The organism is Streptomyces sp. NPDC019937 (genome assembly GCF_040631655.1).
GTDB lineage: Bacteria > Actinomycetota > Actinomycetes > Streptomycetales > Streptomycetaceae > Streptomyces.
Genome location: NZ_JBEYAL010000076.1, coordinates 1 through 24065 on the forward strand (window position 1 = coordinate 1; position 24065 = coordinate 24065).

Annotated in this window: 23 protein-coding genes and 1 tRNA gene; 11 read left to right on the forward strand and 13 right to left on the reverse strand. The window is 71.5% G+C overall.

Going from position 1 to position 24065, the window contains the following annotated elements; all coding sequences use genetic code 11:
* Positions 1–111: 111 nt before the first annotated feature.
* Positions 112–1377, reverse strand: coding sequence for a M6 family metalloprotease domain-containing protein (locus tag ABZ562_RS39445; RefSeq protein ID WP_361489799.1), 1266 nt, complete (start codon positions 1375–1377; stop codon positions 112–114).
* A 645-nt stretch (positions 1378–2022) separates the two neighbouring features.
* On the opposite strand from ABZ562_RS39445, the gene ABZ562_RS39450 reads away from it, so the two are divergent.
* Positions 2023–3669, forward strand: coding sequence for an EAL domain-containing protein (locus ABZ562_RS39450; protein ID WP_361489854.1), 1647 nt, complete (start codon positions 2023–2025; stop codon positions 3667–3669).
* Positions 3670–3673: 4 nt separating this feature from the next.
* Here ABZ562_RS39450 and ABZ562_RS39455 read toward each other — a convergent pair whose 3' ends face one another.
* The 6 genes from ABZ562_RS39455 to ABZ562_RS39480 form a co-directional block, all read right to left on the reverse strand.
* Complete coding sequence (locus ABZ562_RS39455; RefSeq protein WP_361489857.1) at positions 3674–4753, reverse strand: LLM class flavin-dependent oxidoreductase; 1080 nt, start codon at positions 4751–4753, stop codon at positions 3674–3676.
* Between the two features lie 197 nt (positions 4754–4950).
* Complete coding sequence (locus tag ABZ562_RS39460) at positions 4951–6792, reverse strand: alkaline phosphatase family protein (protein ID WP_361489801.1); 1842 nt, start codon at positions 6790–6792, stop codon at positions 4951–4953.
* Positions 6793–6960: 168 nt separating this feature from the next.
* The gene (efeB, locus tag ABZ562_RS39465; RefSeq protein WP_361489804.1) at positions 6961–8271 is read right to left on the reverse strand and encodes an iron uptake transporter deferrochelatase/peroxidase subunit; all 1311 of its coding nucleotides are present in this window, start codon (positions 8269–8271) and stop codon (positions 6961–6963) included.
* A complete protein-coding gene (locus tag ABZ562_RS39470; protein WP_361489807.1) occupies positions 8268–9497 on the reverse strand; it encodes an EfeM/EfeO family lipoprotein in 1230 nt (409 codons plus the stop codon). Before ABZ562_RS39470 ends, efeB begins: the two co-directional genes overlap by 4 nt.
* Positions 9498–9645: 148 nt before the next feature.
* Positions 9646–10389 (reverse strand): decarboxylase, encoded by a 744-nt coding sequence (locus ABZ562_RS39475; RefSeq protein WP_361489810.1) that lies wholly within the window; start codon positions 10387–10389, stop codon positions 9646–9648.
* Between the two features lie 83 nt (positions 10390–10472).
* Positions 10473–11432, reverse strand: a complete 960-nt coding sequence (locus tag ABZ562_RS39480; protein ID WP_361489812.1) for a decarboxylase — start codon at positions 11430–11432, stop codon at positions 10473–10475.
* Between the two features lie 210 nt (positions 11433–11642).
* On the opposite strand from ABZ562_RS39480, the gene ABZ562_RS39485 reads away from it, so the two are divergent.
* Positions 11643–12590 (forward strand): D-2-hydroxyacid dehydrogenase, encoded by a 948-nt coding sequence (locus ABZ562_RS39485; protein WP_361489815.1) that lies wholly within the window; start codon positions 11643–11645, stop codon positions 12588–12590.
* Positions 12591–12633: 43 nt separating this feature from the next.
* The gene (locus tag ABZ562_RS39490) at positions 12634–14046 is read left to right on the forward strand and encodes an amidase (RefSeq protein ID WP_361489818.1); all 1413 of its coding nucleotides are present in this window, start codon (positions 12634–12636) and stop codon (positions 14044–14046) included.
* A gap of 423 nt (positions 14047–14469) precedes the next feature.
* Here the strand turns inward: ABZ562_RS39490 and ABZ562_RS39495 are convergent, their stop codons facing one another.
* Positions 14470–14979, reverse strand: a complete 510-nt coding sequence (locus ABZ562_RS39495; RefSeq protein ID WP_055552548.1) for a DUF3830 family protein — start codon at positions 14977–14979, stop codon at positions 14470–14472.
* A gap of 131 nt (positions 14980–15110) precedes the next feature.
* On the opposite strand from ABZ562_RS39495, the gene ehuB reads away from it, so the two are divergent.
* The 6 genes from ehuB to ABZ562_RS39525 all read left to right on the forward strand — a co-directional run bounded on the left by ehuB (position 15111) and on the right by ABZ562_RS39525 (position 19297).
* Entirely contained in the window at positions 15111–16025 is a 915-nt protein-coding gene (ehuB, locus tag ABZ562_RS39500; RefSeq protein WP_361489860.1) for an ectoine/hydroxyectoine ABC transporter substrate-binding protein EhuB, read from the forward strand.
* Positions 16022–16765, forward strand: a complete 744-nt coding sequence (gene ehuC, locus ABZ562_RS39505) for an ectoine/hydroxyectoine ABC transporter permease subunit EhuC (RefSeq protein ID WP_361489821.1) — start codon at positions 16022–16024, stop codon at positions 16763–16765. The genes ehuB and ehuC overlap by 4 nt, the downstream gene beginning before the upstream one ends.
* Positions 16762–17412 (forward strand): ectoine/hydroxyectoine ABC transporter permease subunit EhuD, encoded by a 651-nt coding sequence (gene ehuD / locus ABZ562_RS39510; RefSeq protein WP_361489824.1) that lies wholly within the window; start codon positions 16762–16764, stop codon positions 17410–17412. The genes ehuC and ehuD overlap by 4 nt, the downstream gene beginning before the upstream one ends.
* A gap of 22 nt (positions 17413–17434) precedes the next feature.
* Positions 17435–18205: an ectoine/hydroxyectoine ABC transporter ATP-binding protein EhuA gene (ehuA, locus tag ABZ562_RS39515; RefSeq protein ID WP_361489862.1), complete on the forward strand. Its 771-nt coding sequence runs from the start codon at positions 17435–17437 to the stop codon at positions 18203–18205.
* A 202-nt stretch (positions 18206–18407) separates the two neighbouring features.
* Entirely contained in the window at positions 18408–19169 is a 762-nt protein-coding gene (locus ABZ562_RS39520; RefSeq protein WP_361489827.1) for an IclR family transcriptional regulator C-terminal domain-containing protein, read from the forward strand.
* Between the two features lie 51 nt (positions 19170–19220).
* Positions 19221–19297 (forward strand) — tRNA-Lys (locus ABZ562_RS39525).
* A 50-nt stretch (positions 19298–19347) separates the two neighbouring features.
* On the opposite strand, the gene ABZ562_RS39530 is transcribed toward ABZ562_RS39525, so the two are convergent.
* Both ABZ562_RS39530 and ABZ562_RS39535 read right to left on the reverse strand, forming a co-directional pair.
* On the reverse strand, positions 19348–19563 hold the full coding sequence (locus tag ABZ562_RS39530; protein ID WP_361489830.1) for a DUF2277 domain-containing protein: 216 nt from the start codon (positions 19561–19563) through the stop codon (positions 19348–19350).
* Positions 19564–19614: 51 nt separating this feature from the next.
* On the reverse strand, positions 19615–20268 hold the full coding sequence (locus ABZ562_RS39535) for a class I SAM-dependent methyltransferase (protein WP_361489833.1): 654 nt from the start codon (positions 20266–20268) through the stop codon (positions 19615–19617).
* Between the two features lie 69 nt (positions 20269–20337).
* Between ABZ562_RS39535 and ABZ562_RS39540 the strand changes: the two genes are divergently transcribed.
* Positions 20338–20973 (forward strand): TetR/AcrR family transcriptional regulator, encoded by a 636-nt coding sequence (locus tag ABZ562_RS39540; protein WP_361489836.1) that lies wholly within the window; start codon positions 20338–20340, stop codon positions 20971–20973.
* Here the strand turns inward: ABZ562_RS39540 and ABZ562_RS39545 are convergent.
* Together ABZ562_RS39545 and ABZ562_RS39550 are read right to left on the reverse strand one after the other, a co-directional pair.
* Positions 20958–21818, reverse strand: a complete 861-nt coding sequence (locus ABZ562_RS39545; RefSeq protein ID WP_361489839.1) for an alpha/beta hydrolase — start codon at positions 21816–21818, stop codon at positions 20958–20960. The two genes, ABZ562_RS39540 and ABZ562_RS39545, sit on opposite strands and share 16 nt — an antisense overlap.
* Positions 21819–21841: 23 nt before the next feature.
* A complete protein-coding gene (locus tag ABZ562_RS39550) occupies positions 21842–22654 on the reverse strand; it encodes a 4'-phosphopantetheinyl transferase superfamily protein (RefSeq protein ID WP_361489842.1) in 813 nt (270 codons plus the stop codon).
* A 226-nt stretch (positions 22655–22880) separates the two neighbouring features.
* Between ABZ562_RS39550 and ABZ562_RS39555 the strand changes: the two genes are divergently transcribed.
* Positions 22881–23792 (forward strand): alpha/beta fold hydrolase, encoded by a 912-nt coding sequence (locus tag ABZ562_RS39555; protein WP_361489845.1) that lies wholly within the window; start codon positions 22881–22883, stop codon positions 23790–23792.
* A gap of 78 nt (positions 23793–23870) precedes the next feature.
* Here ABZ562_RS39555 and ABZ562_RS39560 read toward each other — a convergent pair.
* Positions 23871–24065 (reverse strand): biotin/lipoyl-containing protein (locus tag ABZ562_RS39560; RefSeq protein WP_361489848.1); only part of this gene is annotated, 195 nt, incomplete at its 5' end.

A 24065-nucleotide genomic window follows, 5' to 3' on the forward strand; every position in this document is an offset into this window, starting at 1 on the left:
GCGCCGCTGCGCTCTCCTCACGCGGGTTGCGAGGCTCCCCCAGCTACCGCTGGGAGGTGCCCCCTGCACCAGACGCCGCTCGCTGATCCGGCCTGGCCCACACGACACCCCCTAGGAGCGCGCGCCGCGGGTGACCCGCACGGCCCAGGAGCCGCCGTCGGCACGGCCGGTGACGGTCACGCGGACCGCTTCCTCCCTGGCCAGGAGGGAGTCGCCGACGCCGAGCGGGGCGTCGGCCAGCTCGGGGTAGACGGACTCGTTCCAGCAGGCGGAGGTGGCGGGGTGGCCGTCCAGCACCCGGACCGGGCCCTCGCCCGAGGCGGCGTCGTTGCGCACCCGGTAGACCAGGACGCCTTCGGTGCAGGTGCCCGCGTCGTTGCCGTACGCGCCGCGCGCCTCGATGGCCAGCGCGGTGGTGGGGCCGGTGCGGACCACCACCAGCCGGGTGCGGGTGTCGGTGCCGGGGCGGCCTTCCATGGGGGCGCTGAGGGGCTGGAGGGTGTACGTCTTCGGGCCGAGGGACCGGACGCAGGCCACCTGGCGGCCGGTGAGCCAGCCGAGTTTCCACTTGTGCCAGCCGAAGGGGTCCGGGGAGAGCCCGAACTGGCTGCCCATCAGGTCCCAGTCGCCGACGTAGGTGTCCCAGTCGCCGCTGTTGTCGGCGGTGCTGGGCCGGTGGTAGAGGTCGGGCAGGTCGAAGACGTGCCCGGTCTCATGGGCGAGGACGTTGCGATCGGGCGGATGGTGCTCGAAGACGGTCACCAGGCGGCGCAGATCCTTACCGTCGGCGCGCAGTGGCCGTTCGAAGTTGACCACTTTGGTCGCGTCGGCGTCGACGCCCGGGGCGTCGGGGTCGGCGACGAGGTAGACGATGTCGTAGCCGCCGAAGTCCAGGTGCGGATCGGTGGCGCGAATGGCGTCGCGCAGATACGCGGCGCGGCGCGAGGAGTTCCAGTCGCGCTGTATGGCGTACGCGGTGGACGCCTTCGGCATGCTGATCCAGCGCCGCAGCGGGTGGACGCGCAGCGAGAAGCGTCCGTAGGAGGCGCGCCGGAAGAAGTCGCCGGTCGTGGGGGTGTGGTCGGCGGCCAGCCGGGCGGGGGTGACCCTGGGCGCGGCGTCCGGGAAGGACAGGAAGACCATGGCCGCGCGGAGCGAGCGGACCGGGCGGGGGTAGTCGCCGTTCCAGGTGTCCAGGCCCTCGGAGTGGTGGGCGCCGGTGCGCTCCAGGGTGCACGGGCCGCCCGCGCCCACGGCCGTGGCGGGGCCCGCCACCACGGTGGTGGCGACCAGGGCGCTCAGCGAGGTCAGTACGGCCTGGGCGCGGCGCAACCGGGTCGGCCGCGACGCCCCCGCGAACGCTTGAGGACGCGCCATGCCGACCTCCCGGGCGTAGACGGAACACCCACTCCACCCTGGGTCGGATTGGCGCGGTACGCCCTGTTCGGCTGGACCGGTCGAGTGAACCGGCCGGGATCCGGGTACGTAACAGACGGTCACATCCGGTCAAGCGGGCCGTGCGCCCGCGCAGAGTCGAACAGATACGGCCAAACACCTTGTCAAGGCGGCGGTGATCGCGATGGCGTGGATGGAACGCGCGGAGTACGAGCCTCTATGATCGGCACATTTCCAGCGGGGATTACCTATTCAGGCAGGCTCTCGACGTCTGCCCGGCACCCGGTGTGAGAGATGCACGAGACGTGTACAACACAGATGACATACCTGGACAAGACGAACGCCACGCGGGAGCGAGCGGTGAGCGGAACCCCCGACGGGCAGGGCCGCGCGCCCGGCGCGACGCTGCCGACGATCACTGAGCGTAGTACGCACCCCAGCGCTCCACCCATCGAGGCGGACGCCGGCGCACCCCCCACCCCGGCTGCCTCCGCGTGCGCTCCCGCGGGCGCGCACGCGGGCGCGCCCGGCACTCCGCTGGGCGCGCCACCGGGCGCCCCCCTGGGCGCGCCGCCGGGCGCCGCGCCCAGCGACTACCGCGCCGCTTTCAACGCCGCGCGGCTCGCCATGGCGGTCATCGACCGCGAGGGCAACGTCCTGGACGCCAACCCCGCGCTGGGCACCCTGCTGGGCGCCGACCCCGCCCAGTTGGCCACCCGTGGCGCCGCCGAGCTGGCGGAGCTGCGGGAGGACGCGCGGGCCTGGAGCGACTACCGGGATGTGCTGCTCGGCCGCCGTGAGCGGATGACGTGCACCCGTCGGCTCCATCACTCCGACGGCCATGCCCTCTGGGCCGAGATCACGGTCGAACCGGCCCCGGACAGCTGCAGCCTGCTGCTGTCGATGGCCGACATCAGCGATCGCCGGGACCTCCAGGGCAGGCTGCGTCATCTGCAGATGCACGACCCGGTGACCCGGCTGCCCAACCGGAACCTGTTCTTCGAGCGGCTGGCCGCCGCGCTGGAGGCGGGGGCGTACGACCGCGCGGGCACCGGCCGGATCGGGCTGTGCTACCTCGACCTGGACGGCTTCAAGGCGATCAACGACACCCTCGGCCACCGGGTCGGCGACCGGCTGCTGCGCGCGGTCGCCCAGCGGCTCAGCGAATGCGCGGCGCCCGGCGACCATCTGGTGGCGCGGCTCGGCGGGGACGAGTTCGCCCTGCTGGTGCGGGAGTCCAGCGGCACCGAGCAGGTGTGCGAGCTGGCCCGCTCGGTGCTGGCCGCGCTCCAGCGGCCGTTCGACGTGGGCGGGCAGCGGCTGTCGGTGTCGGCGAGCATCGGCGTCGTGGAGCGGCCCGCCGCGGGCACCCACACCACCTGGCTGATGCAGGCGGCGGACACCACGCTCTACTGGGCCAAGGAGGACGGCAAGGCGCGCTGGACCCTCTTCGACCCCGAGCGCAACGCCCACCGCATGACCCGTCAGGCGCTGTCCAGCACGCTGCGACCGGCGGTCGAGCGGGAGGAGTTCGTGCTGGACTACCAGCCGCTGGTCGGCCTGGTCGACGGGGTGGTGCGGGGCGTGGAGGCGCTGGTGCGCTGGGACCATCCGCAGTTCGGCCGGCTCTCGCCGAATCGGTTCGTCTCGCTGGCCGAGGAGAACGGCGCGATCGTGCCGCTCGGGCGCTGGGTGCTGCGGACCGCCTGCCGCCAGGCCCGCGCCTGGCAGCGGGCCCATCCCCGGCATCCGCTGGTGGTCAGCGTCAATGTGGCCGTGCGTCAGGTGTGGGACTCCGACCTGGTCGCCGATGTGGGCACGATCCTCGCCGAGACGGGGCTGCCGCCGCGGCTGCTCCAGCTGGAGCTGACCGAGTCGGCGGTCATGGGCTCGGCGGGCCGTCCGCTGCAGGCGCTCCAGCAGCTGAGCGACATGGGGGTGGCCATCGCGATCGACGACTTCGGCACCGGCTACTCCAACCTCGCCTATCTGAGCCGGCTGCCGGTCTCCACGCTCAAGCTGGACGGCTCCTTCGTCCAGGGCTTCCGGGCCGAGGAACACCCCAATCCGGCGGACGAGACGATCGTCCGGGCGCTGGTGGAGCTGGCGCACCGGCTGGGGCTGACGGTGGTGGCGGAGTGCGTGGAGAGCGCGGAGCAGGCGGAGCGGCTGGGGCGGATCGGCTGCGATACGGGGCAGGGCTGGTTCTACTCCCGCCCGGTCCCGCCGGACCGCATCCCGCCCATGCTCCCCGCCTGCCCGGCCGTCACGTAGGGGGTTACGCGGGCGCGTCCGGCAGGCCGTACGCGTCCGCGATCAGGCCGTACGAACGGAGCTTGGCCTCCGGCCCGTGCGCCGTCGTCGTGATCTTGAGTTCGTCCGCCCCGGTGCGCTTGACCAGGTCGTCCAGCCCCTCGCGCACCTCATCCGGCGTCCCGTACACCACGTTGGCCAGCCAGCTGTTGACGAAGTCGCGCTCCATCTCGCTGAATGCGTGTGCCTCGGCCTCCTCCGGCGACGGCACCAGGCCCGGGCGGCCGGTGCGCAGACGGATCATGGAGAGGGCGCCGGTGAGCACCTGCCGGTGGGCCTGCTTCTCGTCCTCGGCCGCGAAGGCGGAGACGCCGATCGACGCGTACGGCCGGTCCAGCACAGCGGACGGGCGGAACGATTCGCGGTAGAGGTCGAGCGCGGGGATCGTGTTGGCCGCGGAGAAGTGGTGCGCGAAGGAGAACGGCAGGCCCAGCTGCCCCGCGAGCCGGGCGCTGAAGCCGCTGGACCCCAGCAGCCACACCGAGGGCCGGTCGGCGGACTGCACCCCGCCGGGGACGGTCCCCTGGACGGGCCCGGGTACGGCGTGGATACGGGCGTACCGGTGGCCGTCGGGGAAGTCGTCGTCCAGGAACCGGACCAGCTCGGCGAGCTGTTGCGGGAACTCGTCGGCACCCTCGCGCAGCCGGTCGGTGCGGCGCAGCGCCGCCGCGGTCGCCCCGTCCGTGCCGGGGGCGCGGCCGAGGCCGAGGTCCACCCGGCCGGGGGCGAGCGCCTCCAGCGTGCCGAACTGCTCGGCGATGACGAGCGGGGCGTGGTTGGGCAGCATCACCCCGCCGGAGCCGAGCCGGATGCGCTCGGTGTGCGCGGCCAGATGGGCGAGGATGACGGCCGGGGAGGAGCTGGCGACGCCCGGCATGGAGTGGTGCTCGGCCACCCAGAAGCGGTGGAAGCCGCGGCGCTCGGCGAGCCCGGCCAGCTCGGTGGTGGTGCGCAGCGCCCCGGTGGCGGTCAGCCCGCTGCCCACGGTCGCCAGGTCCAGCACCGACAGCGGTACGGGCGCGCTGCCCCGGGGCCTGGCGCGGATGGTGTCGCGCTCCGCGTCTCGCTCTTCGTCCCGCCGGTCCCGCTCATCGGCCACGGTGGCCCGCCTCCCTGATCGCACTGCGGTGCACGTTCGTCCACCGCGCACAGTCAACCGGATGAAGGCTCCGCTTTATTCCCGGCCCCGGGACCCGGCCCCGGGGGACCCGGAGGAATCCCGGGTTCCGGGGCCGGGTGGCGTCAGGCGGTACGGCGGCGGCGGAGCACCAGGACGGTGGCCGCGGTGCCGAACACCAGCGCACCGGCGGTGAGGCCGACCGGCAGGACGGCCGAGCCGCCCGCCCCCGCCGTCCCGGCGCTCCCGGCGAGGCGGTGCGGGGTGAGGGCGTCGGCGATCGGGGCACCGGCGGCCAGGGCGCTGGTCGTGTAGTGCCCGGACCGGTGCACCGAGTCCACCGAACCGTCCTGCTTCAGCAGCACCTGGGTGTTGTTCGGGTGCCGGAAGTCGAACATGCCGGACAGCGACTTCGCCCGGGCGTCGAAGGAGGCGTCACCGATCCGGCCGGTGTGCCAGTTGTCCTCGATGAAGCGGGTGATCGAGGTCTGCTCGGTGGGGGTGTGGTCGACCTTGTTGGACTTGCTGTACGGGGAGATCACCAGCAGCGGCTGGCGCGGGCCGGGGCCACAGCGGTCCTGGTAGCCGCCGGCGGGCCGGGGCGCGGACTGGCAGGCGGGGCTGTCGGTGGCCTTGCCGTTCGAGCCGGTCGTGGTGTCACGGGAGCCGTTGGCGGGCTTGGCGTACGCGTGGTCGTACCAGCCGTCGCTGTCGTCGTAGGCGACGACGACCGCGGTGTCCTTCCACTGCGGCGACTTCTGGATCGCGTTGATCTGCTTGACGAGGAAGTGCTGCTCGTCGATCGGGTCCGAGTAGCCCGCGTGGCCGTCCTGGTACTCGGCCGCCTTCAGGAAACTGACCGCGGGCAGATGACCCGTCTTGAGGGCGGCGTCGAAGTCGGTCAGGTCGTAGTTGTGGTTGGCCTGACCGCTGTGGCCGATCTCCCCCACGTTCTTGGGCGGCAGATGGTGGGGGTTGGCCGTGGACTTGTAGTACTGGAACGGGGCGTGGTGGGGGCTGTAGTCCACCGAGGACGCGCCGCCGACGTTGGCGTGCGTGGTGCCCGAGCACTTGGCGTAGCTGCCCTGCTTGCCGTCCCAGGCGGTGCTGGGCCGGAAGCCGCCCTGGAACCAGCCCCAGCTGACGTTCTTGGCGTTGAGCAGGTCACCGATGTTCTTGCCCTTGAGCATGCCCAGGGCGCTGCTGCTGGTGTGGTCCTTGTCCGAGCAGTCGTCGAAGGCCGGGTCCGGGTCGTTGATCATCGTGCCGACACCCTGGGCGTCCGGCGAGGCCACGGTGGCCGGGTCCGGCTTGTCGGTCTGCTTCGGGTCCTCGGTGGAGGACTTCGGGTCGGTGGAGACGATGCCATGGGTCTGGCCGGAGACCAGCTCGATGGCGCCCGGGCTGGACGGGCCGTAGCCGGAGCTGAAGGAACGGTCGCTCAGCGCGTAGTGCTGGGCATAGTTCCACAGCCCGGTGACCGTGTTGCCGTCGTAGTAGTCCATGACCAGACCGGGCTCGCCGAACAGCCCGGTGCACTTGCTGACCTCGGTGTTCTCGACGAACTTATCGGCCTTGCCGCCATTGGCCGCGTACTGCTCGGGTCCATAGGAATGGTTCTGGTCGCAGGTCATCGCCTGCGAGGACGCGAGCCGCTTGGGCTTGTAGAGATTGGGGTTCTTCTCCAGCAGCCCCGCGTGGGCGAGGGTGTCGATGTCCTTCGGGGTGCCCTTGGCGGGGGTGAACTTCGTGCCGTCGGTGTTGGCGGCCTGGGGGTAGGTGCCGAAGTAGTGGTCGAACGAGATGTTCTCGTCGAAGATCACCACCACATGCTTCACGGGCGTCTCGGTCCGCTGCACCGCCCCCTCGGCGGGCGCGGCCCATGCCGACCCCGCCCCGCCCGCGGTCGCCAGCACCGCGGCGCCCACCAGGGCACTCCAGCGCTTCGCTCGTCCTCTACCGCCCATGCCGTGCCTCCACATGTTCGTGTTTCACGCCTGCGCCAGAATCCTGGGCCGCGGGCAGGACATTCCGATGGAATCCATGGAAGAGGGTGAATGAATAGCGAGTCAGGAAACCACAAGGGATTCTTGAGGTGTTCTTGACCGGCGGGTGGCCCGGACAGCACCGGACGCTCAGGACAGCAAGGCCCGGCCCAGCCAATCCGCGTGGTCCCGCACACCGGGCAGCGCGTAGAAATAGCCGCCGCCGAACGGGGTGACGTAGTCGACCAGCGGCTCGCCCGCGAGACGCTTTTGCACCGTCTCGAACTGCCGGTCCAGATCTTGCTGATAGCAGCAGAACAACAGGCCCATGTCCAGGTTCCCGTTCCCGTCCATGCCCCGGTCGTAGTTGTAGGCACGGCGCAGGATGCGCTGGTCGTCGGTCCGCGCCGTACGGGGATTGGCCATCCTGATGTGGCTGTCCAGCGGGATGACGTCGCCCTTGGGGTCCTGGGCGAAGCGCGGGGTGTCGAACTCGTGCCGCCCGTCCAGCGGTGCGCCGGACTCCCGGCTGCGGCCGAACATCCGCTCCTGCTCGGTGATCGACACCCGGTCCCAGAACTCCACCAGCATCCTGATCAGCCGGACCACTTGATAGCTGCCGCCCGTCGCCCAGCCCGGCTCCCCGGAGCGCCCGCCCGCCCACACCAGGCGGTCCATCAGCCGGGCGTCACCGGTGTCCGGATTGGCGGTGCCGTCCTTGAAGCCCAGGTGGTTGCGCGGGGTGCCGGAGGGGCGGGGCGGGCTGATGAAACCGTCCATGCGCCAGCGCACCTGGAGCGCGCCCCGGGTGTGCCGGGCTATGTCGCGCAGCGCGTGCAGCACGGTGTCCGTGTTCTCCGCGCAGAGCTGGAGGCTCAGATCGCCGTGGCACCAGTCGGGGTCGAGGTCGTCGTCGGGAAAGGACGGCATGGCGCGCAGCCGCCGGGGCTTGCGGTCCTTCAGCCCATAGCGCCCGTCGAAGAGCGAGGCGCCCACGCCGACCGTCGCGGTCAGCCGGTCGGCGGTGACCAGCGGGCCCAGGGTGCCGGAGTCCACGGGCGGGGCGGTGATCCCCACCGGATCCGGGGTGCCGCCGGTGGTGAGGAAGCGGCAGCGCGCGGTGAGGGTACGGAACACCTCGGTCAGCTCGGTGCGCCCCTCGGCGGTGGAGTCGAAGGCGACGAACGCGGTGGCGCGCTGCGGCGGGGTGAGGATCCCGGCCTGGTGCCCGCCGTGAAACGGAACCCGCGCGGGCGCCCCTCCCACACCGCCCGGATACACACCGCCCGGATACGCGCCATCCGCCGAGGCCCCGTCCGACAGCACGCCGCCCGCCGGACCGCCGCCCGCCCCCGCCTCGCCCGCCCGCGCGGCGGCCGGGGCGGCCGAGGCACCCGCCACCGCGCCGACCGTGCCCGCGGCGGCGCTCCACAGGAAACCCCGCCGCCGCACCTCGCTCACCGGGACCTCCGCACATCCGTCAGTGCCGCCACATCGGCCAGCCGCTCCACCAGCGCTCCCGCGGCGGCGTTGATCTTCTCCCGGCGCCCGCGATCGAGCCGGTCCACCGGGATCCAGCGGTCCCCCTGATGGGCGGCGTCCAGGGCGTTGCCCGTGCGGTCCAGCCAGGAGTCGACCTCCGGCAGCCCGGGGTCACGGGACGTCAGCAGCGGGCGCAGCCGGTCCAGCACGGCCCGGGTGCCGTCGAGGTTGGCCCGCGCGGTGGCCAGGTTGGTGCCGCTGCCGTAGTCGGTGCGGCCGGTCAGCTCGAACTGCACGGTGTTCTCCATGATCTCGTGCGCCCGCAGGCCCAGCTCCGCGGGATCCATCCGCTGCTGCGGCCAGCCGTCCCGCAGCGCGCGGACGGACCGGTCGAGCCGGTCGGCGGCGCCGCGCAGACCGCTCGCGGACGCGTCGTGCCACAGCCCGTACTCGATGCGGTGGAAGCCGGTGAAGCCCGGATCGCGGACACCACCGGACAACCCCGCCGTGGTGCCGTTGATCGCCCCGTCCGCATCGCCGAAGGTCCCGTAGGCGGCACCCATCCGCTCGTACACCAGATGGGCCGGAAGCCAGGCCGCGCGGGCGGCGGCCACGTCGCCCGCGCGGACGGCCGAGCGCAGCGCGTCGGTGCGCCGCACCAGCTCGTCCATCCGGCCCTGGACCCAGTTTTGGTAGGCAATAGCGGGCGGAATCAGGTCCTGCTGGGTGACCGGAACGGCGGCCGGGCCGCCGCCGCGCGCCGGTCCGGCCACGGTCACCGTGGGTCCGGTGACCGCGTCCGTGTCGTCGGGCAGACACCGGAAGGCGTAGGAGCCTCCGCCGAGGATGACCCGCAGCGGGCGGGTGGTGCCCGGGCCCAGCCCCTCGACCTCCCCGTACACCGAGCCGTTCGCCGGGTTGGTCAGATAGACCTCGGCCGCCCTGCTGGAGGTGTTCGTGAGGTCGAAGACCTGCTTGCCGGGGTGGGGATGGGCCCAGCCCTTGCCGCAGCCACCCTCCGACACCTCGACCGAGGTGTGCCGCAGCCCGTCAGCCGCGGTGGCCGGGCCCCGCGGCCCCCGGCCGCCCGACGACCCTCCGGCCGTGGCCAGCGTGGCGGTGGCCACCGCGGCGGCCACCGCCACCGCACCGGCGATCAGCAGCGGACGGTGCGACCCGGGGGAGAAGGGAGGAAGGCGGCGCACGGCTGCATGCTAAGCGGATTCCGGGAAGCGGAACCGTGCCGGGTATGCCCGGAGAGAGGGAATTCCCGCCAGGTTCACCGGTCCGTCACCGCCCGCTCCCCCGTCGCCACCCGCCACCTCCACCCGCTGCCCTGCTCCCCCGCCCCGCTCAGCTCCTCGCGGCGAACAGCGTGCCCAGCCGGTCATGGACCGGCCTGCGGCCCAGCAGCCGCAGCCCCTCCCACACCGTGACCTGGTTCGCCGTGAGCACGGGCTTGCCGAGGTCCGCCTCCAGATCGGGCAACCAGGCGGCGGTGTGCAGGGCGGTATCCGGCAGCAGCACCGCCTGGGCATCGGGGTGGTCACCGGCGCGGGCCATCCGCAGCACCTCATCCCGTCCCCAGGTGCCGACCTCGGCTGCGGTGATGATGCCGCTGCCCTGGGTGGAGACCACCTCGGCGCCCGCCGCCTTCAGGAACGTCCTGAAATACTCCGCGACATCCTCCGGATAGGTCGCGGCGATGGCCAGCCTCTCGACGCCCAGCTCCTGCACCGCGTGGGCGAAGGCGAAGGAGGTGCTGGAGGCGGGCAGCACGGCCGTCTCCTCCAGCTCGCGCACCTGCTCCCGGGCGCCCTCCCAGCCGAAGACGAAGCTCGCGCTCGTACAGGCCCAGACCACCGCCTGGGCGCCGCGCTCCTTCAGCTCGGCGACCCCGGCCGCGAGACGGGCCCCCGAGCCCATTTCCAGCAGGGCGTCCACCCGGTGCGCGTCCTCACCGATGTCGGTGTGGACGAGCGGAAGCCGCACGCTGTCACCGAGCAGCCCTTCCAGACGCGGATAGTCGTCCTCGGCGGAATAGCCCGGGTAGAGAAAGCCCACCGTGTCCGGCGTCGCTCGCGTCGCGTCCGTCATGACTGCCTCCTTACCTGCGGCCCCCGTGAGCGCCGCCCCTGCACTGTCACTTGTGATACACCGCAGCCGCCCGGCGGGTTCCCTCACATCACGGACGGACCTCCCGAGTCATCGAGGAACGGGCCCTCGCCGATCCCCGGCCCGAACCCCGGGTCGAGCCCGTCCGCCGGATCGATGTCCGCCCCGGGCGACGCCGCCCCCGCCAGTGCCGCCTCCGGCTCCGGCTCGGAGTCCGCCACCGGTCCGGCCATCGAGGCGATCGGGCCGCTCAGCTGCGACGACGACGCCATCCCCGCCGGGCCCCGCCGCGCGGCCGGGTCCAGCAGCGCCTGGTACGGGCCGACCGCCTGGGCACCGATCTCCCGCAGCGCCGCCCAGACCGTCACCTGGTTGGCCGACAGCACGGGCATCCGCAACTCCGCCTCCAGCTGCGGAATCACGTCGTACGTCGGCAAGTTGGTGCAGCTGATGAAGAGCGCGTCGGGCGACCCGACCACCGCCTGCCGCGCCATGTCGACCACATCGCGGTAGGGCACCTTCCAGATGTGCCGGGTCAGTCCGAGATAGGCCCGGCCCGTCACGGTGATACCGGCCTCGCCGAGGTAGTCCTCCAGCGAGTCGGTCACCGACTGCGTGTACGGGGTCACCACGGCGACCCGCCGGGCGCCGATCTCCCGCAGCGCCTCCAGCAGGGCGCCCGAGGTGGTGAGCGAGGGCAGCTCGCCCGCCTGTGTCATGGCCGCGCACATCGCCCGCTCGCCGGCCACGCCGCCGACGAAGCTGCCCGACGTGCAGGCGTACGCCGCCACTTCCGGTGCGACCGCGCTCAGCGCCCGCACCGCGTCCTGCAGGGTTTCGTGCTCGCTCACGAGCCGTGCCAGGTCGAGGCTGACCTCGACGGGGACGAAGGGGGTGCGGGTGAGGTGCAAGGAGACCTCGTCCGGCACCCAGCGCCACAGTTCGCGATCAAGCGCGAAGTCGAACGGTGCTACGACGCCCACACCACGCTGCGGCTGCGGGCCACCCAGAAAGGAGACGTCCATATATCGAGCCCCAATACAGAAAGGAGAGGGCTGGACCATTGGCCAGAGATATAAGAGAGAGCACCGGCCTGATGCCGGGACGTCGGGACAGATGCCGTTGTTGACGACGGTAGTTTCCGCTGCCTAGCGTGGTCAATCCCCGCAAACCTTGGCGCCTGCCCCAACTGTCGTCAGCCAAACAAACCCACGTTTCGAAACGGTTTCCCGCCTATGTCCGAAAGCACTGTTGTCGTCTTCGGCGAGCAGCCCCCGGTCCGGCTGGACCGGCTGGCCGGCCGGGCCCAGGTCGTGGTGTGCGACGAGAAGACCCTGCCCGACGCCCTGCCCTCCGCCGATGTCCTCCTGGTCTGGGATTTCACCTCCGACGCGGTCCGTGACGCCTGGCCCGGCGACGGCCCGCGGCCGGCGTGGGTCCACACCGCCAGCGCGGGCGTGGACCGTCTGCTCAGCCCCGAACTGACCGCCTCCGACACCGTGTTGACCAACGCCCGCGGCGTCTTCGAACAGCCGATCGCCGAGTATGTCGCGGGCCTGGTCATCGCCATGGGCAAGGACTTCTTCGGAAGTTGGGAGCTGCAGCGGCAGCGGCGCTGGCAGCACCGCGAGACGATGCGCCTGGCCGGGACGCGCGCGGCCGTCATCGGCGCCGGGCCCATCGGCCGGGCCATCGGCGCCACCCTGTCCGCGCTCGGCATCAAGGTCGACCTGGTCGGACGCACGGCCCGCCCGGGCGTACGCGGCAACGACGAGCTGCCCGAGCTGCTGCGGCAGGCCGACTGGGTGATCTCCGTCGCCCCGCTCACCGACGCCACCCGCGGCATGTTCGACCGGGCCGCGTTCGCCCGGATGAAGTCCACCGCCCGGTTCATCAACGTCGGGCGCGGCCCCCTCGTCGTCGAGGACGACCTCAAGGCCGCCCTCCTCGGACGGCACATCGCGGGCGCCGCGCTGGACGTCTTCGAGAACGAACCGCTGTCCCCCGAGGACCCCCTGTGGGACGTGCCCGGACTCTTCGTCTCGCCCCACATGAGCGGCGACACGGTCGGCTGGCGCGACCACCTCGCCGAACAGTTCCAGGACAACTACGACCGCTGGAGCGCCGGCGAACCCCTGCTCAACATCGTCGACAAGCGCCTCGGCTACGTACCGGTGGACTGACCGCACGGCCTGAATGATCTGCACGATCTGAACGGAGAGCTGGATGACCGACCTGCACGACCTGACAGCGGTTCAACTCCTCGAGCGGTACGGCTCCGGCGACCTCTCCCCCGTCGAGGCCACCCGAGCAGCCCTCGACCGGATCGAGCAGATCCAGCCGAAGGTCAACGCGTACAGCCGGGTGGACGGCGAGGAAGCGCTGCGCCAGGCGGAGGAATCCGCCGAACGGTGGCGGCGCGGCGAGCCCGCCGGGCTCCTGGACGGCGTCCCGGTGTCGGTGAAGGACATCCTGCTGATGCGCGGCGGCCCCACGCTGCGCGGGTCGCGCACGGTGCGCACGGACGGGCCGTGGGACGAGGACGCGCCCGCGGTGGCGCGGATGCGGGACCACGGGGCGGTGTTTCTCGGCAAGACGACCACCCCGGAATTTGGCTGGAAAGGTGTCACGGACAGCCCCGTGTACGGGGTGACGGGCAACCCGTACGACCCCGGGCGCACCGCGGGCGGCTCCAGCGGCGGCAGCGCGGCCGCCGTCGCACTGGGCGCCGGTCCGCTCAGCCTCGGGACGGACGGCGGCGGGTCCGTCCGCATCCCCGCGTCCTTCTGCGGCGTCTTCGCGCTCAAACCCACCTACGGGAGGGTGCCGATCTACCCGGCCAGCGCCTTCGGAACCCTCGCCCATGTGGGGCCCATGACCCGGGACGCGGCCGACGCCGCCCTGCTCATGGACGTCATCACCGGGCCGGACTGGCGCGACTGGTCGCAGCTCGGCCCCGCCGGGAGCAGCTTCCGGGAGGCGATCACCGCGGATGGCGGCTCGGTCGACGGGCTGCGGATCGCCTACAGCCCGACGCTCGGCGGGTCGGCCGCCGTCGACCCCGAGGTGGCCGCGGCGGTGCGGCGGGCCGTGGATCTGCTGGCCGGGCTGGGCGCGGTGGTGGAAGAGATCGACCCGGGCATCGAGGACCCCGTGGAGGCCTTCCACACGCTGTGGTTCAGCGGCGCGGCGCGGGTGGTGCAGCCGCTCGGTCAGGAGCAGTGGGAACTGCTCGACCCGGGGCTGCGGGAGATCTGCGCCCAGGGGGCCGCGTACAGCGCGCTGGACTATCTGGCGGCGGTGGACGTGCGGATGGCGCTCGGGCACGCCATGGGGCGCTTCCACTCCGCGTACGACCTGCTGGTCACGCCGACCCTGCCGATCACCGCCTTCGAGGCGGGGGTGGAGGTGCCCGAGGGGTCGGGGCACACGCGGTGGACCGGGTGGACGCCGTTCACGTACCCGTTCAACATGACGCAGCAGCCGGCGGCGTCTGTTCCGTGCGGGATGTCGGCGGGCGGGTTGCCGATCGGGGTGCAGGTGGTGGGGGCTCGGCACGCGGATGCGGTGGTTTTGCGGGTGGCGCATGCGTTGTATGGGGCCGGGGTTGCGGAGGGGGTTCCGGCTCCGGTGGTGTGATTCCCCGCCCCGCCCCTTCCCGAACCGGGGCTCCGCCCCGGGCCCCACTGCGGGGGCTCCGCCCCGGACCCCGCCCCTCAACGCCCGGAGGGGCTAGGGGTGGGGCATCACCGCCGCCGGAATCCGCTCCTCAAACGCCGGAGGGGCTGAGGGGTGGAGCATCACAGCCCTGGGCCCCGCTCCTCAAGCGCCGGGAGGGGCTGGGGCTGGGGCATCGCCACCCCGCACCACGCGCGTCAAAGCCCGGAAAAGCTGGAGGTGGGGCGTCACCGCCCCGCACCCGCGCCTCAACGCCGGAGGGCCGGAGGGGTGGGCATCACCGCCCCGGACCCCGAGTGGGGCTCCGCCCCGGACCCCGGGGGCGGGCCCCGCCCCTCAAGCGCCGCAGGGGCTGGTTTGCGCCGGGGCCGGGGCGGTCGGGGCTTACGCTCGGCGGAAGCTCAGCGTTTCGCCCAGGGCGCCCGCGCGCCAGAGGTCCTGGCAGGCGTCGGCCATGCGGTCCAGGCCGTCGACCACCGAGCCCCAGACGATGCCGGGGACCCAGCCCGCGTCGCCGTTGATGAGCAGGTTGTTGCGCTCGTAGAACAGCGCGAGGTCGACCACCTGGCGCTTGCCCTGGTGCTTGGCCTGGGCCTCGTAGCCGTAGGACTTCGTGCCGAGCTGGGTGTCGGAGAAGGTGAAGTAGCAGAGGTCGCCGGGGATGGGGGTGATCGTGGGGTTCTCCAGCGGGGGCTCCTCGGGGGCGAAGGGTGCCAGCAGCGCGTAGATCTCGTTCCGCGCGTACTTGGCGTGATACACGTCACCTCCCAGCGGCAGCGCGTTCCAGACCGCCTCGCAGGTGATCGGTGCGCGGTCGTCGAGGAGTTTCGCGGTACAGGTCACTCCACGCTTGTCGAGCGAGACCTCGATGAACCGGTCGGCTCGGTCAACCATCGACATTCCTCCAGGTCACTTCGGAACCAGTCCTTGCCCAGTCCTTCCCCAGGGGGCCTACCCAACAACATCCACATCAAGGGCTGGAAACGACCCGCATATATTTCGTGAGTTCGGGTAGCCGCGCGCCCATGGCTCCACCACGTGGGAAAGACATCGATAGCAGAACAAAAGGGGCATCCCGTCGATCACTTCTGGTCGGCGGCGCGGCTCTTGGTCTGCTGGGCGCGGTCGGCTGCAGCCGGGTGTCCAGCACGGACGCCAGAGACGGGGGCAATCTGCTGGAGCGCCTGCGGGCACAGGGCACGGTCCGGCTGGGAATTGCGGGGGAGATCCCATTCGGCTATATCGACAAAAACGGTGACTTCACCGGTGAGGCGCCGGAGATCGCGAAGGTCATCTTCAAGCGGCTGGGGGTGGCCAAGGTCCAGCCGGTGCCGACCGAGTTCGGCTCCTTGATTCCGGGACTTCGCTCGCAGCAGTTCGATGTGGTCTCCGCGGGGATGTACATCAATCCGGAACGCTGCGCCCAGGTGATCTTTTCCGACCCCGACTACCGCATGCGGGACGCGTTCATCGTCCGCAAGGGCAATCCGAAGAACCTGCACAATTACGACGACATCGTCAAGCACAAGGCCAAAATGGCCACCGGCACCGCTTATGCCGAGATCGATTACGCCAAGAACGCCGGGGTCAAGGAGAGCGACATGCTGATCCTCCCGGACCAGCTGGCCGGTCTGCTGGCGGTGGAGCAGGGCCGGGCCGATGTGTTCGCGGGCACGACCGTGACCGTGCACAACGTGGTCAAGCAGCGGAACAGCCGGCTGGCCGAGGCGACCGAGCCGTTCCAGCCGATGCTCGACGGCAAGCCGGACATCGGGGCGGGCGGCTTCGCCTTCCGGCCGGAGGAGACCAAGCTCCGCGACGCCTTCAACGCCGAGCTGCACAAGATGAAGAAGAGCGGCGAGCTGCTGCGCATCGTGCGGCCCTTCGGTTTCACCGAGCTGGAGATGACCGATCTGACCGCCAAGGAGCTGTGCAAATGACGGCCGGGCTGTGGGAACACTGGCTTCTTCCGGGCGTCTGGATCACGATCCAGCTGACCCTGTACAGCGCGGCCTTCGCCCTGGTGGTCGCCTTCGGCATCGGCATGGCGCGCACCTCGCGGCTGCGGATCGTCCGCTTCCTCACCGGCGCCTACGTGGAGATCTTCCGCGGCACGTCGGCCCTGGTGCTGATGTTCTGGCTGGCGTTCGTGATGCCGCTGGCGTTCGGGTGGCAGCTGTTCCCGATGTGGGCGGCGGTGCTGGCCATCGGGCTGAACTACGGCGCGTACGGTTCCGAGATCGTCCGCGGCGCGATCGCCTCCGTGGCGCCCGCGCAGCGTGAGGCGGCCATCGCGCTCAGCTTCACCCCGGCGCAGCGGATGCGGCGGGTGATCCTGCCGCAGGCGATCCCCGAGATGATCCCGCCGTTCAACAATCTGCTGATCGAGGTCCTGAAGGCGACGGCCCTGGTCTCGGCCGTGAACGTCGCCGACATCACCTTCGCCGCCCAGCTCTCCCGGCTGGCGACGGGTGAGAGCGCGCAGATCTACTCGATCATCCTGGTCCTCTACTTCGTGCTGGCGTTCGTCCTGACCCGGCTGATGCGGCTGCTGGAGCGGCGCGCCAAGGCCAACATCGGCCAGGCTCCGGCGGAGGGCTCGCTGGTCACGCGCAAGCTGCTGGGCAAGCAGGAGACCGAGCAGTCGCGCAACATCGTCGTCGGAGGAGGTGCCCAGTGAAGTGGGACTGGGACGTGGCCAGGGATTTCCTCCCGCAGCTGGGCCACGGGCTGCTGATCACGCTGGAGGCCACCGCCCTCGGCTCGGTCCTGGCGTTCGCGCTGGGGCTGGTGTGGGCGATGGCGTTCCGCTCGCCGACCCGCTTCGTACGCTGGCCGGTGTCGGCGGTGACGGAGTTCATCCGCAACACCCCGCTGCTGGTGCAGCTGTTCTTCTTCTTCTACGTGCTGCCGACCTGGGACATCAAGTTCTCGGCGCTGACCACCGGCGTGATCGCGCTCGGGCTGCACTACTCCACGTACACCGCCGAGGTCTACCGGGCCGGTATCGACGGGGTGCCGGTGGGCCAGTGGGAGGCGGCCACCGCGCTCAGCCTCTCCCGCGGCCGCACCTGGCTGGCGGTGATCCTGCCGCAGGCGATCCGCCGCGTGGTGCCCGCCCTCGGCAACTACGTCATCGCGATGCTGAAGGACTCCCCGATGCTCGCGCTGATCGGCGTCGTCGACATGCTGCAGAAGGCGCGGGGCGAGGCCTCGTCGTCCTTCCACTACATCGAGCCGTTCACGATGGTCGGCATCGCGTTCATCCTCATCGCCTATCCGGCATCTCTTCTCATGCGAGTCCTGGAGCGTCGTCTTGGCCACTGAAACCGACCACACGAATCCTGCCGTGGACGGCAGTGAACTGATCCGCTTCGACAAGGTGACGAAGCGCTTCGGCAGCAATACGGTCCTGGACGACCTCGACTTCTCGGTCTCCTCCGGGAAGCACGTCACCCTCATCGGCCCGTCCGGCTCCGGCAAGACCACGATCCTGCGGCTGCTGATGACGCTGCTCAAGCCCGACGAGGGCACGATCAAGGTCGACGGGGACTACCTCACCCACGAGGACCGGGGCGGCAAGCTGGTCCCGGCGGGCGAGAAGCACACCCGCGAGGTGCGCAAGAAGATCGGCATGGTCTTCCAGCAGTTCAACCTCTTCCCCAACATGCGGGTGCTGCGGAACATCACCGAGGCCCCGGTGCACGTCCTGGGCCTGGACAAGGACGAGGCCGAGACGCGGGCGCGGGAGCTGCTCGACCTCGTCGGGCTCGGCGACAAGTGCGACATGTACCCGACGCAGCTGTCCGGCGGGCAGCAGCAGCGGGTGGCGATCGCCCGGGCGCTGGCGATGCGGCCGCAGGTGATGCTGCTGGACGAGGTGACCTCGGCGCTCGACCCGGAGCTGGTGGCCGGTGTGCTGGACGTCCTGCGGGACATCGCCCATACGACGGACATCACCATGCTGTGCGTGACGCACGAGATGAACTTCGCGCGGGACATCTCCGACGACGTGCTGATGTTCGACGCGGGCCGGGTCATCGAGTCCGGTCCGCCGGAGAAGATCTTCTCGGAGCCGGAGCACGAGCGGACCCGGGAGTTCCTGAGCGCCGTGCTCTGACGGCACACCGTGGTGTGAGGGGGCGATGCGGGCGGCTGGGCGATGGCACATGCCATCGCCCAACTTCCGCCCCGTATCGCCCCCTTGGCGGCTATCGTGGTACGAAGCCGCGCCAAGCGGGCATCCCGTGGGCCACCCCTGCGGCCGTGACCCGCGGCGACGGCCATGACGCAAGCGGTCACCACCTGCGAGAGGGGACGCCGTGGCGCTGGGGCCCGAGCCGATCGCGCCGCTCCGCTCGGTGCGGCACGCCCTGCGCATCCTGGAGGTCGTCGCCCGGCACTCCGGCGGGGTGAACCACGCCGGCATAGCCCGCGAGACCCGGCTGCCGAGCGACCGGCTCACCGAGCTGCTGCGGATGCTGCGCCGCGAGGGGTACGTCGAGCAGATCGCCGACGGGGCGTACATCGGCGGTACGTCCCTCGCCCTGCTGGACACCGGCGTCCCGGGGCGCGGGCGCGCCGTCGAGGACCAGCTGCAGAAGTCGCTCGGCGCGCTGCGCGACTCGGTGGGCGCGGCGGTCTACTTCAGCCGCTATGTGGACGGTGAGGTCAGGATCACGCAGTACGCGGACGGCCCGCATACGCCCAAGGTCAACGAATGGGTGGACTTCCGCGCCGCCGCTCATGCGATGGCCCTCGGCAAGTGCCTGCTCACCCAGCTCGACCACGACGGCCGCCGCGATCACCTCTCCCGCCACAAGACGGTGCGGCTCACCTCGCGGACGACGACCAGCGAGAAGGCGCTCTTCCGCAAGCTGGACAGCCAGCCGCCCACCGTGCCCGTGCTCGACCTGCAGGAATACGCCATGGGCACGGTCTGTGCGGCCGTGCCGATCACGGCGGGCCACACCGTCGGCTGCCTGGCCCTGTCCCTGCCGCTGGAGCACGCCCACCGGCTGCGGCAGGCCGCCTACCTGCTCAACCGCGAGGCGGCTCCGATGCTGCTCTCGCTGGCCATCTGATGGTGGTCGGAAGCACCCTTGTGGACCAGGTAGTATTTACGTCGTCAGCAGGCGCCGCTAGCTCAGTTGGTTAGAGCAGCTGACTCTTAATCAGCGGGTCCGGGGTTCGAGTCCCTGGCGGCGCACCACTGATCGACTGAATGGCCCGGTGTTCTCGGCTTCGAGAGCCCCGGGCCATTCAGCTTGTGCGGCCCCTGACCTCCAGCGTGCCCAGCAGCTCCCCGGTGGCGGCGGCGATCGCCTCGACCGCCTTCTCGAACGCCTCGGCGTTGTGCGGGGCGGGCCGGCGGAAGCCGCTGATCTTGCGTACGTATTGCAGCGCGGCGGCGCGCATGTCCTCCTCGGTGACCGATTCGGCATACGGCGGGCGGAGCGTCTTGATGGATCTGCACATACCCCCGACGGTACGCCGCGGGTCCGACAGCGCGGCCCGCCGACGAAGGGCTCAGAGGCGGCAGCTGATCTCCATGCCGTCCTCGATGGGGAACGTGACGCATCGGTAGCCGTTCACGGGGTCGCGCACGTACTCCAGATACGGGCGCAGCATGCCGTCGCCCTGGTCGACGTCGTCGGCCACGACGAGGGCGCCGGGCCGCAGGCGGGGTTCGAGTTGGCGCAGCACCGGCAGGCACAGGTCCTTCCAGCCGTCGAGCAGGACCAGCTCCAGGGGGCCCTCGATGCCGGCGAGGGTCTGCCGGGCGTCCCCTTCGAGGACGGTGATCACGTCGTCGAGGCCGGTCTCGGCGAAGGTGCGGCGAGCCGCGGCGATCTTCTCCTTGCTCATCTCGGTGGTGATGACGCGCCCGGTGCCGTTGTCCCGCACGGCGGCGGCCAGGTGGAGCGTGGAGATCCCGAAGGACATGCCGAACTCGACGACCGTGGCCGGGCGGATGGCGCGGACCAGGTTGTAGAGCAGCGTCCCGGCCTCGGCGGATATCGGCATGTAGATCCCGGCCGCGAGGTCGGCCAGTTCCTGGTGGGGCGTCGTCTCGGGGGCCAGTCCCCCAAGGCGCGCGGCTGTCGCCTCGTCCTGCTCGGCGAGCGCGAACATCCGGCTGAGGGCGGCCTCGACCCGGGGGTCGGCAAGAGTGTGTGTCATGACGGCTAGAGTAGACGCGACGTTGAGTCTTGTCTAGAACGGATGGCTATGCTGTTCCGGGGAGGCGAGATGGCACGCGCGACACACACCGCCGGGACGAGCGGCACCGGCCGGACGGCACCGCGCCACCACGGCAATCGGCACGGGCGCAGCGAGCAGGCCCGGCAGGCGGTGCTGCTGGCGGCCGACGACCTGCTGGTGGAGAAGGGCTTCGCGGGCGTCACGATGGAGGGCATCGCCACCCGCGCGGGGGTCGCCAAGCAGACCATCTACCGCTGGTGGAGCACCAAGACCGATGTCCTGATGGACGCCTTCCTCCAGGACGTGGCCGAGGACGTCACCCTGCGGGACTCCGGCGACCTCGCCGTCGACCTGCGCGACTATGTGCGCCAGCTGGCCCGGTTCCTCAGCGCCTCCGACGCCGGCGCCGTCTTCCGGGCCCTGATCGCCCAGGCCCAGCACGATCCGGCGTTCGCCCGGGACTTCCGGTCCCGCTACCTGGACGAGCAGCGCCGCCGCGACCGCGTCCCGCTGGAACGCGCCGCCCAGCGGGGGGAGTTGCCGCCCGGACTGGATCTGGCGGCCGAGATCGACCAGCTCATGGGGCCCGTCTACTACCGGGTGCTGGTGACCGACGAGCCCGTCGGCGAGGAGTTCACCGACCGCCTCGTGGACGCCTTTCTACGGCGTCACGAGCTGGGGTAGCGGCCGTCCAGCATGAAGCCGCGCATCAGGTCCGCCAGCCGGTGCGGCTGGTCCACCGGGATCAGGGTGTAGCTGTCGGGGATCTCCACATGGCGGCCCTGCGGCAGCAGAGCGGCCAGCCGCAGACCGTGTTCCGGGGGCATCACGCGGTCCTCGGACGCCCACGCCACCAGCGCGGGCCGGTCGAAGCCGCGCAGCCGCTCGGCCCAGCGCAGCAGTTCCGCGGCGGGCGGCACGCCGAGCACGTACTTCCGCAGGTCGCGGCGGATGTCCGGAGAGGTCCACAGCGGCCGGAACCAGGCGTCCATCTGCTCCGGCGGCACCGGGCGCTTGGTCATCCAGCCCCAGGTCATCGGCAGCCGCCGCAGCGGGCGCAGCTTGAGCAGGGCGAACGCGGCGCGCAGACCGCCCGGGAGGCGGGCGGAGGTGTGCAGGTTCCTGCCGGGCAGGCCGGGCGGGAAGTTCTCGAACGCCTCGCACGAGGTGATGACCAGCCGCCCGATCCGCTCGTCGCGGCCGTCGGCGACGAGCGCTTGGGCACCGCCCCAGTCGTTCATGACGAGGGTGACGTCCGTGAGGTCCAGCCGCTCCAGGAACTCGGCGACCAGCCGGGCCACGCCGAGGACGGACAGATCGGCGTCGGGGCGCATGGGGCGGCGGTGGCCGCCCAGCGGCAGGGTGGGGACGACGCAGCGGATGCCGGGACCGAGCCCGGCGACCACCTCGCGCCACAGCGAACCGTCCATGGCGACGCCGTGCAGCAGCACGGCGACCGGCCCCTCGCCCCCGGTGTCCTCGTACTCGATGGTGCCTGCGGAGAGTTCCACCTCGTCACGATGCGACATGGGCCCGACGGTACCCGACCCCGTCACCCCAGCCGTAGACCGGTGAAACGCACGACCGGGGCGGCATCCGCGCGGACGGCGACGGCGGCGTGGTAGCCGGGCGGGGCGGACAGGTCCGCGAAGGCCCAGCCCGGCGGGGTGGACGCGTCGGCGGGGACCGGGGCGTCGATCTGGTCCGCGAGGCCGACGTAATGGGTGCGGAGCCCGCCCGGCAGCCCGGTGCCGATGCCCTTCAGATACGCCTCCTTGCGCACCCAGCAGCTCATGAACGCCCGCTCCCGCAGCTCCTCGTCCCGCAGCGCCGCGATCGCCGCGCGCTCCCCGGGGTGCAGCTGGCCGATCAGGCCGTCGAGCCGGGCGCCGGTGCGCCTCGGGCTGCGCTCCTCGATGTCGGCGCCGACGGGCGCGCCGCCCGACACCGCGCACAGCGCGGCGTCCCCGGCGTGGGAGAGCGAGAACGCCAGGGTGGGCTCGCCGGCGACGGCGGGGCGGCCGTGCGGCTTGTCGCAGTCCGGCATGCCGCAGACTTCGCGGGTGAACTCGACGTCCGCCGGGTCCGTCCCCAGATATCCGCCGAGCACCGTCCGCAGTCCCACGTGCGAGGTGACGTAGCGCTCGCGCGCCGTCTCGTGCCGCATCCCGGCGGCGCGCTCGCGCTCGCCCGCGTCCAGCGTCCGGTCCGCGACGGCGGCGGCAGCGGCGGCCGACGGCGGGATCCGCAGCAGCCACACGGCGACCTCGCCGGGGCCGGGGCGGTCCTCGGGGCGGGGCGGCGCGGCGAGCGGGCCCCAGCCGCCGGAAAGGGGAGGGTCGTCGGCCGGGCGTATGAGCGGCACTGTTCCGTTACCTCCGTTGGAGTTCATCCGTGTCCGCCGTCCGGCGTCCGTCCATCGACGACCGTACCCGCCCGCCGCACCGGCAACGCCCGTACCACGACGCGACGTTGCCGTACGGAAACCCCCGGTGACTTCGGACACGTTCCGTTCCCGGCCGGCCCGGTCGGGGGGTGACACCACTACGATCGCGCACGACCGGGCACGATCTGTGATGGGGGTTTGCGATATGGCGACGGGATTCCTGACGAAGGCGGCCTCCGCGGCGACTCTCCCGGTGGCTCCGTTCTACGGCGCCTTCCTCTCGTATTTCATCTACCACCCGCCCCGGCGGCCGCATCACAAAAAGCCCGAGGACCTGGGCCTGACCAGCACCGATGTCCAGGTGCCGCTGAACGGGAAGCCGCGCGGGCTGCATGTGTGGCTCATCCCGGGGGACACCGCGCGCGTCGTGGTGCTCGGCCACGGGCTGGGGCTGAGCAAGTCGGCGAGCCTGGCGCAGGCGGCGATGCTGAACCGGGCGGGCTACACGGTCGCCCTGTTCGACCACCGCAACCACGGCAAGAGCGTGTCGGACCGGGCGTGCTGGGGCATGAGCGACCGTCACACCGACGATGTGGTCGCGGTCGTCAAGCATCTGCGCGCGACGGAGGAGTATGCGGCGGCGCGCTTCGCCGTCTTCGGCTTCTCCATCTCCGCCTTCCCCTCCTTCTACCTGCTGGGGCGGCCGGCGGACTGCCCGGTCGACGCGGTGATCTGCGACAGCGGCCCGGCCCTGGAACTGTCCCCGCTGTTCCGCAATTTCGTCGCGGCCGACGGGCTGCCCATCCCCGGGCCGCTGCGTACCGGGCTCTCCCGGAAGGCGCTGGAGACGGTCGCCGCGTCCTCGGCCCTCGCGATGCTGCGGGTGCAGTGGCCGCCCGCGGCGGAGGGGGCGTACGAGCGGACGCCGATGCTCTTCCTCGCCGGTGAGCGCGACACGATGATCCCGGCCGAGGGGGTACGGGCGCTGGGCGAGCGCTATCCGCTGGCCGAGGTCCACACGCTGCCGGACACCGACCATCTGCAGGGCATCAAGACCCAGCCGGATGTGTACGCGGACACGGTGCTGGGCTTCCTGGAGCGGACACTGAAGGACTGACCGCCCGGCATACCATCGGCAGGCCCCTCCCCCGCTGCCGGGGTGGGGCCTGCCGATGAGTGGAGCGCGGTCGCCGCGTCAGTCCTTGACCTCGCAGATGACGGCGCCGGAGCTGACCGAGGCGCCGACATCCGCGTTGAGGTTCTTGATGATCCCGGCGCGGTGGGCGTTGAGGGGTTGTTCCATTTTCATGGCTTCGAGGACGACGATGAGGTCGCCTTCGGCCACGGTGTCGCCTTCGGTCACGGCGACCTTGACGATGGTGCCCTGCAT

What these genes read in the sequence shown, in the direction of transcription:
- ABZ562_RS39445 (WP_361489799.1), bottom strand. Translation starts at nt 1,377, where the DNA reads ATGGCGCGTCCTCAAGCGTTCGCGGGGGCGTCGCGGCCGACCCGGTTG.
- ABZ562_RS39450 (WP_361489854.1), top strand. Translation starts at nt 2,023, where the DNA reads ATGGCGGTCATCGACCGCGAGGGCAACGTCCTGGACGCCAACCCCGCG.
- ABZ562_RS39460 (WP_361489801.1), bottom strand. Translation starts at nt 6,792, where the DNA reads ATGGGCGGTAGAGGACGAGCGAAGCGCTGGAGTGCCCTGGTGGGCGCC.
- ABZ562_RS39475 (WP_361489810.1), bottom strand. Translation starts at nt 10,389, where the DNA reads ATGACGGACGCGACGCGAGCGACGCCGGACACGGTGGGCTTTCTCTAC.
- ABZ562_RS39480 (WP_361489812.1), bottom strand. Translation starts at nt 11,432, where the DNA reads ATGGACGTCTCCTTTCTGGGTGGCCCGCAGCCGCAGCGTGGTGTGGGC.
- ABZ562_RS39485 (WP_361489815.1), top strand. Translation starts at nt 11,643, where the DNA reads ATGTCCGAAAGCACTGTTGTCGTCTTCGGCGAGCAGCCCCCGGTCCGG.
- ABZ562_RS39490 (WP_361489818.1), top strand. Translation starts at nt 12,634, where the DNA reads ATGACCGACCTGCACGACCTGACAGCGGTTCAACTCCTCGAGCGGTAC.
- ABZ562_RS39495 (WP_055552548.1), bottom strand. Translation starts at nt 14,979, where the DNA reads ATGGTTGACCGAGCCGACCGGTTCATCGAGGTCTCGCTCGACAAGCGT.
- ehuB (WP_361489860.1), top strand. Translation starts at nt 15,111, where the DNA reads ATGGCTCCACCACGTGGGAAAGACATCGATAGCAGAACAAAAGGGGCA.
- ehuC (WP_361489821.1), top strand. Translation starts at nt 16,022, where the DNA reads ATGACGGCCGGGCTGTGGGAACACTGGCTTCTTCCGGGCGTCTGGATC.
- ABZ562_RS39530 (WP_361489830.1), bottom strand. Translation starts at nt 19,563, where the DNA reads ATGTGCAGATCCATCAAGACGCTCCGCCCGCCGTATGCCGAATCGGTC.
- ABZ562_RS39535 (WP_361489833.1), bottom strand. Translation starts at nt 20,268, where the DNA reads ATGACACACACTCTTGCCGACCCCCGGGTCGAGGCCGCCCTCAGCCGG.
- ABZ562_RS39540 (WP_361489836.1), top strand. Translation starts at nt 20,338, where the DNA reads ATGGCACGCGCGACACACACCGCCGGGACGAGCGGCACCGGCCGGACG.
- ABZ562_RS39545 (WP_361489839.1), bottom strand. Translation starts at nt 21,818, where the DNA reads ATGTCGCATCGTGACGAGGTGGAACTCTCCGCAGGCACCATCGAGTAC.
- ABZ562_RS39555 (WP_361489845.1), top strand. Translation starts at nt 22,881, where the DNA reads ATGGCGACGGGATTCCTGACGAAGGCGGCCTCCGCGGCGACTCTCCCG.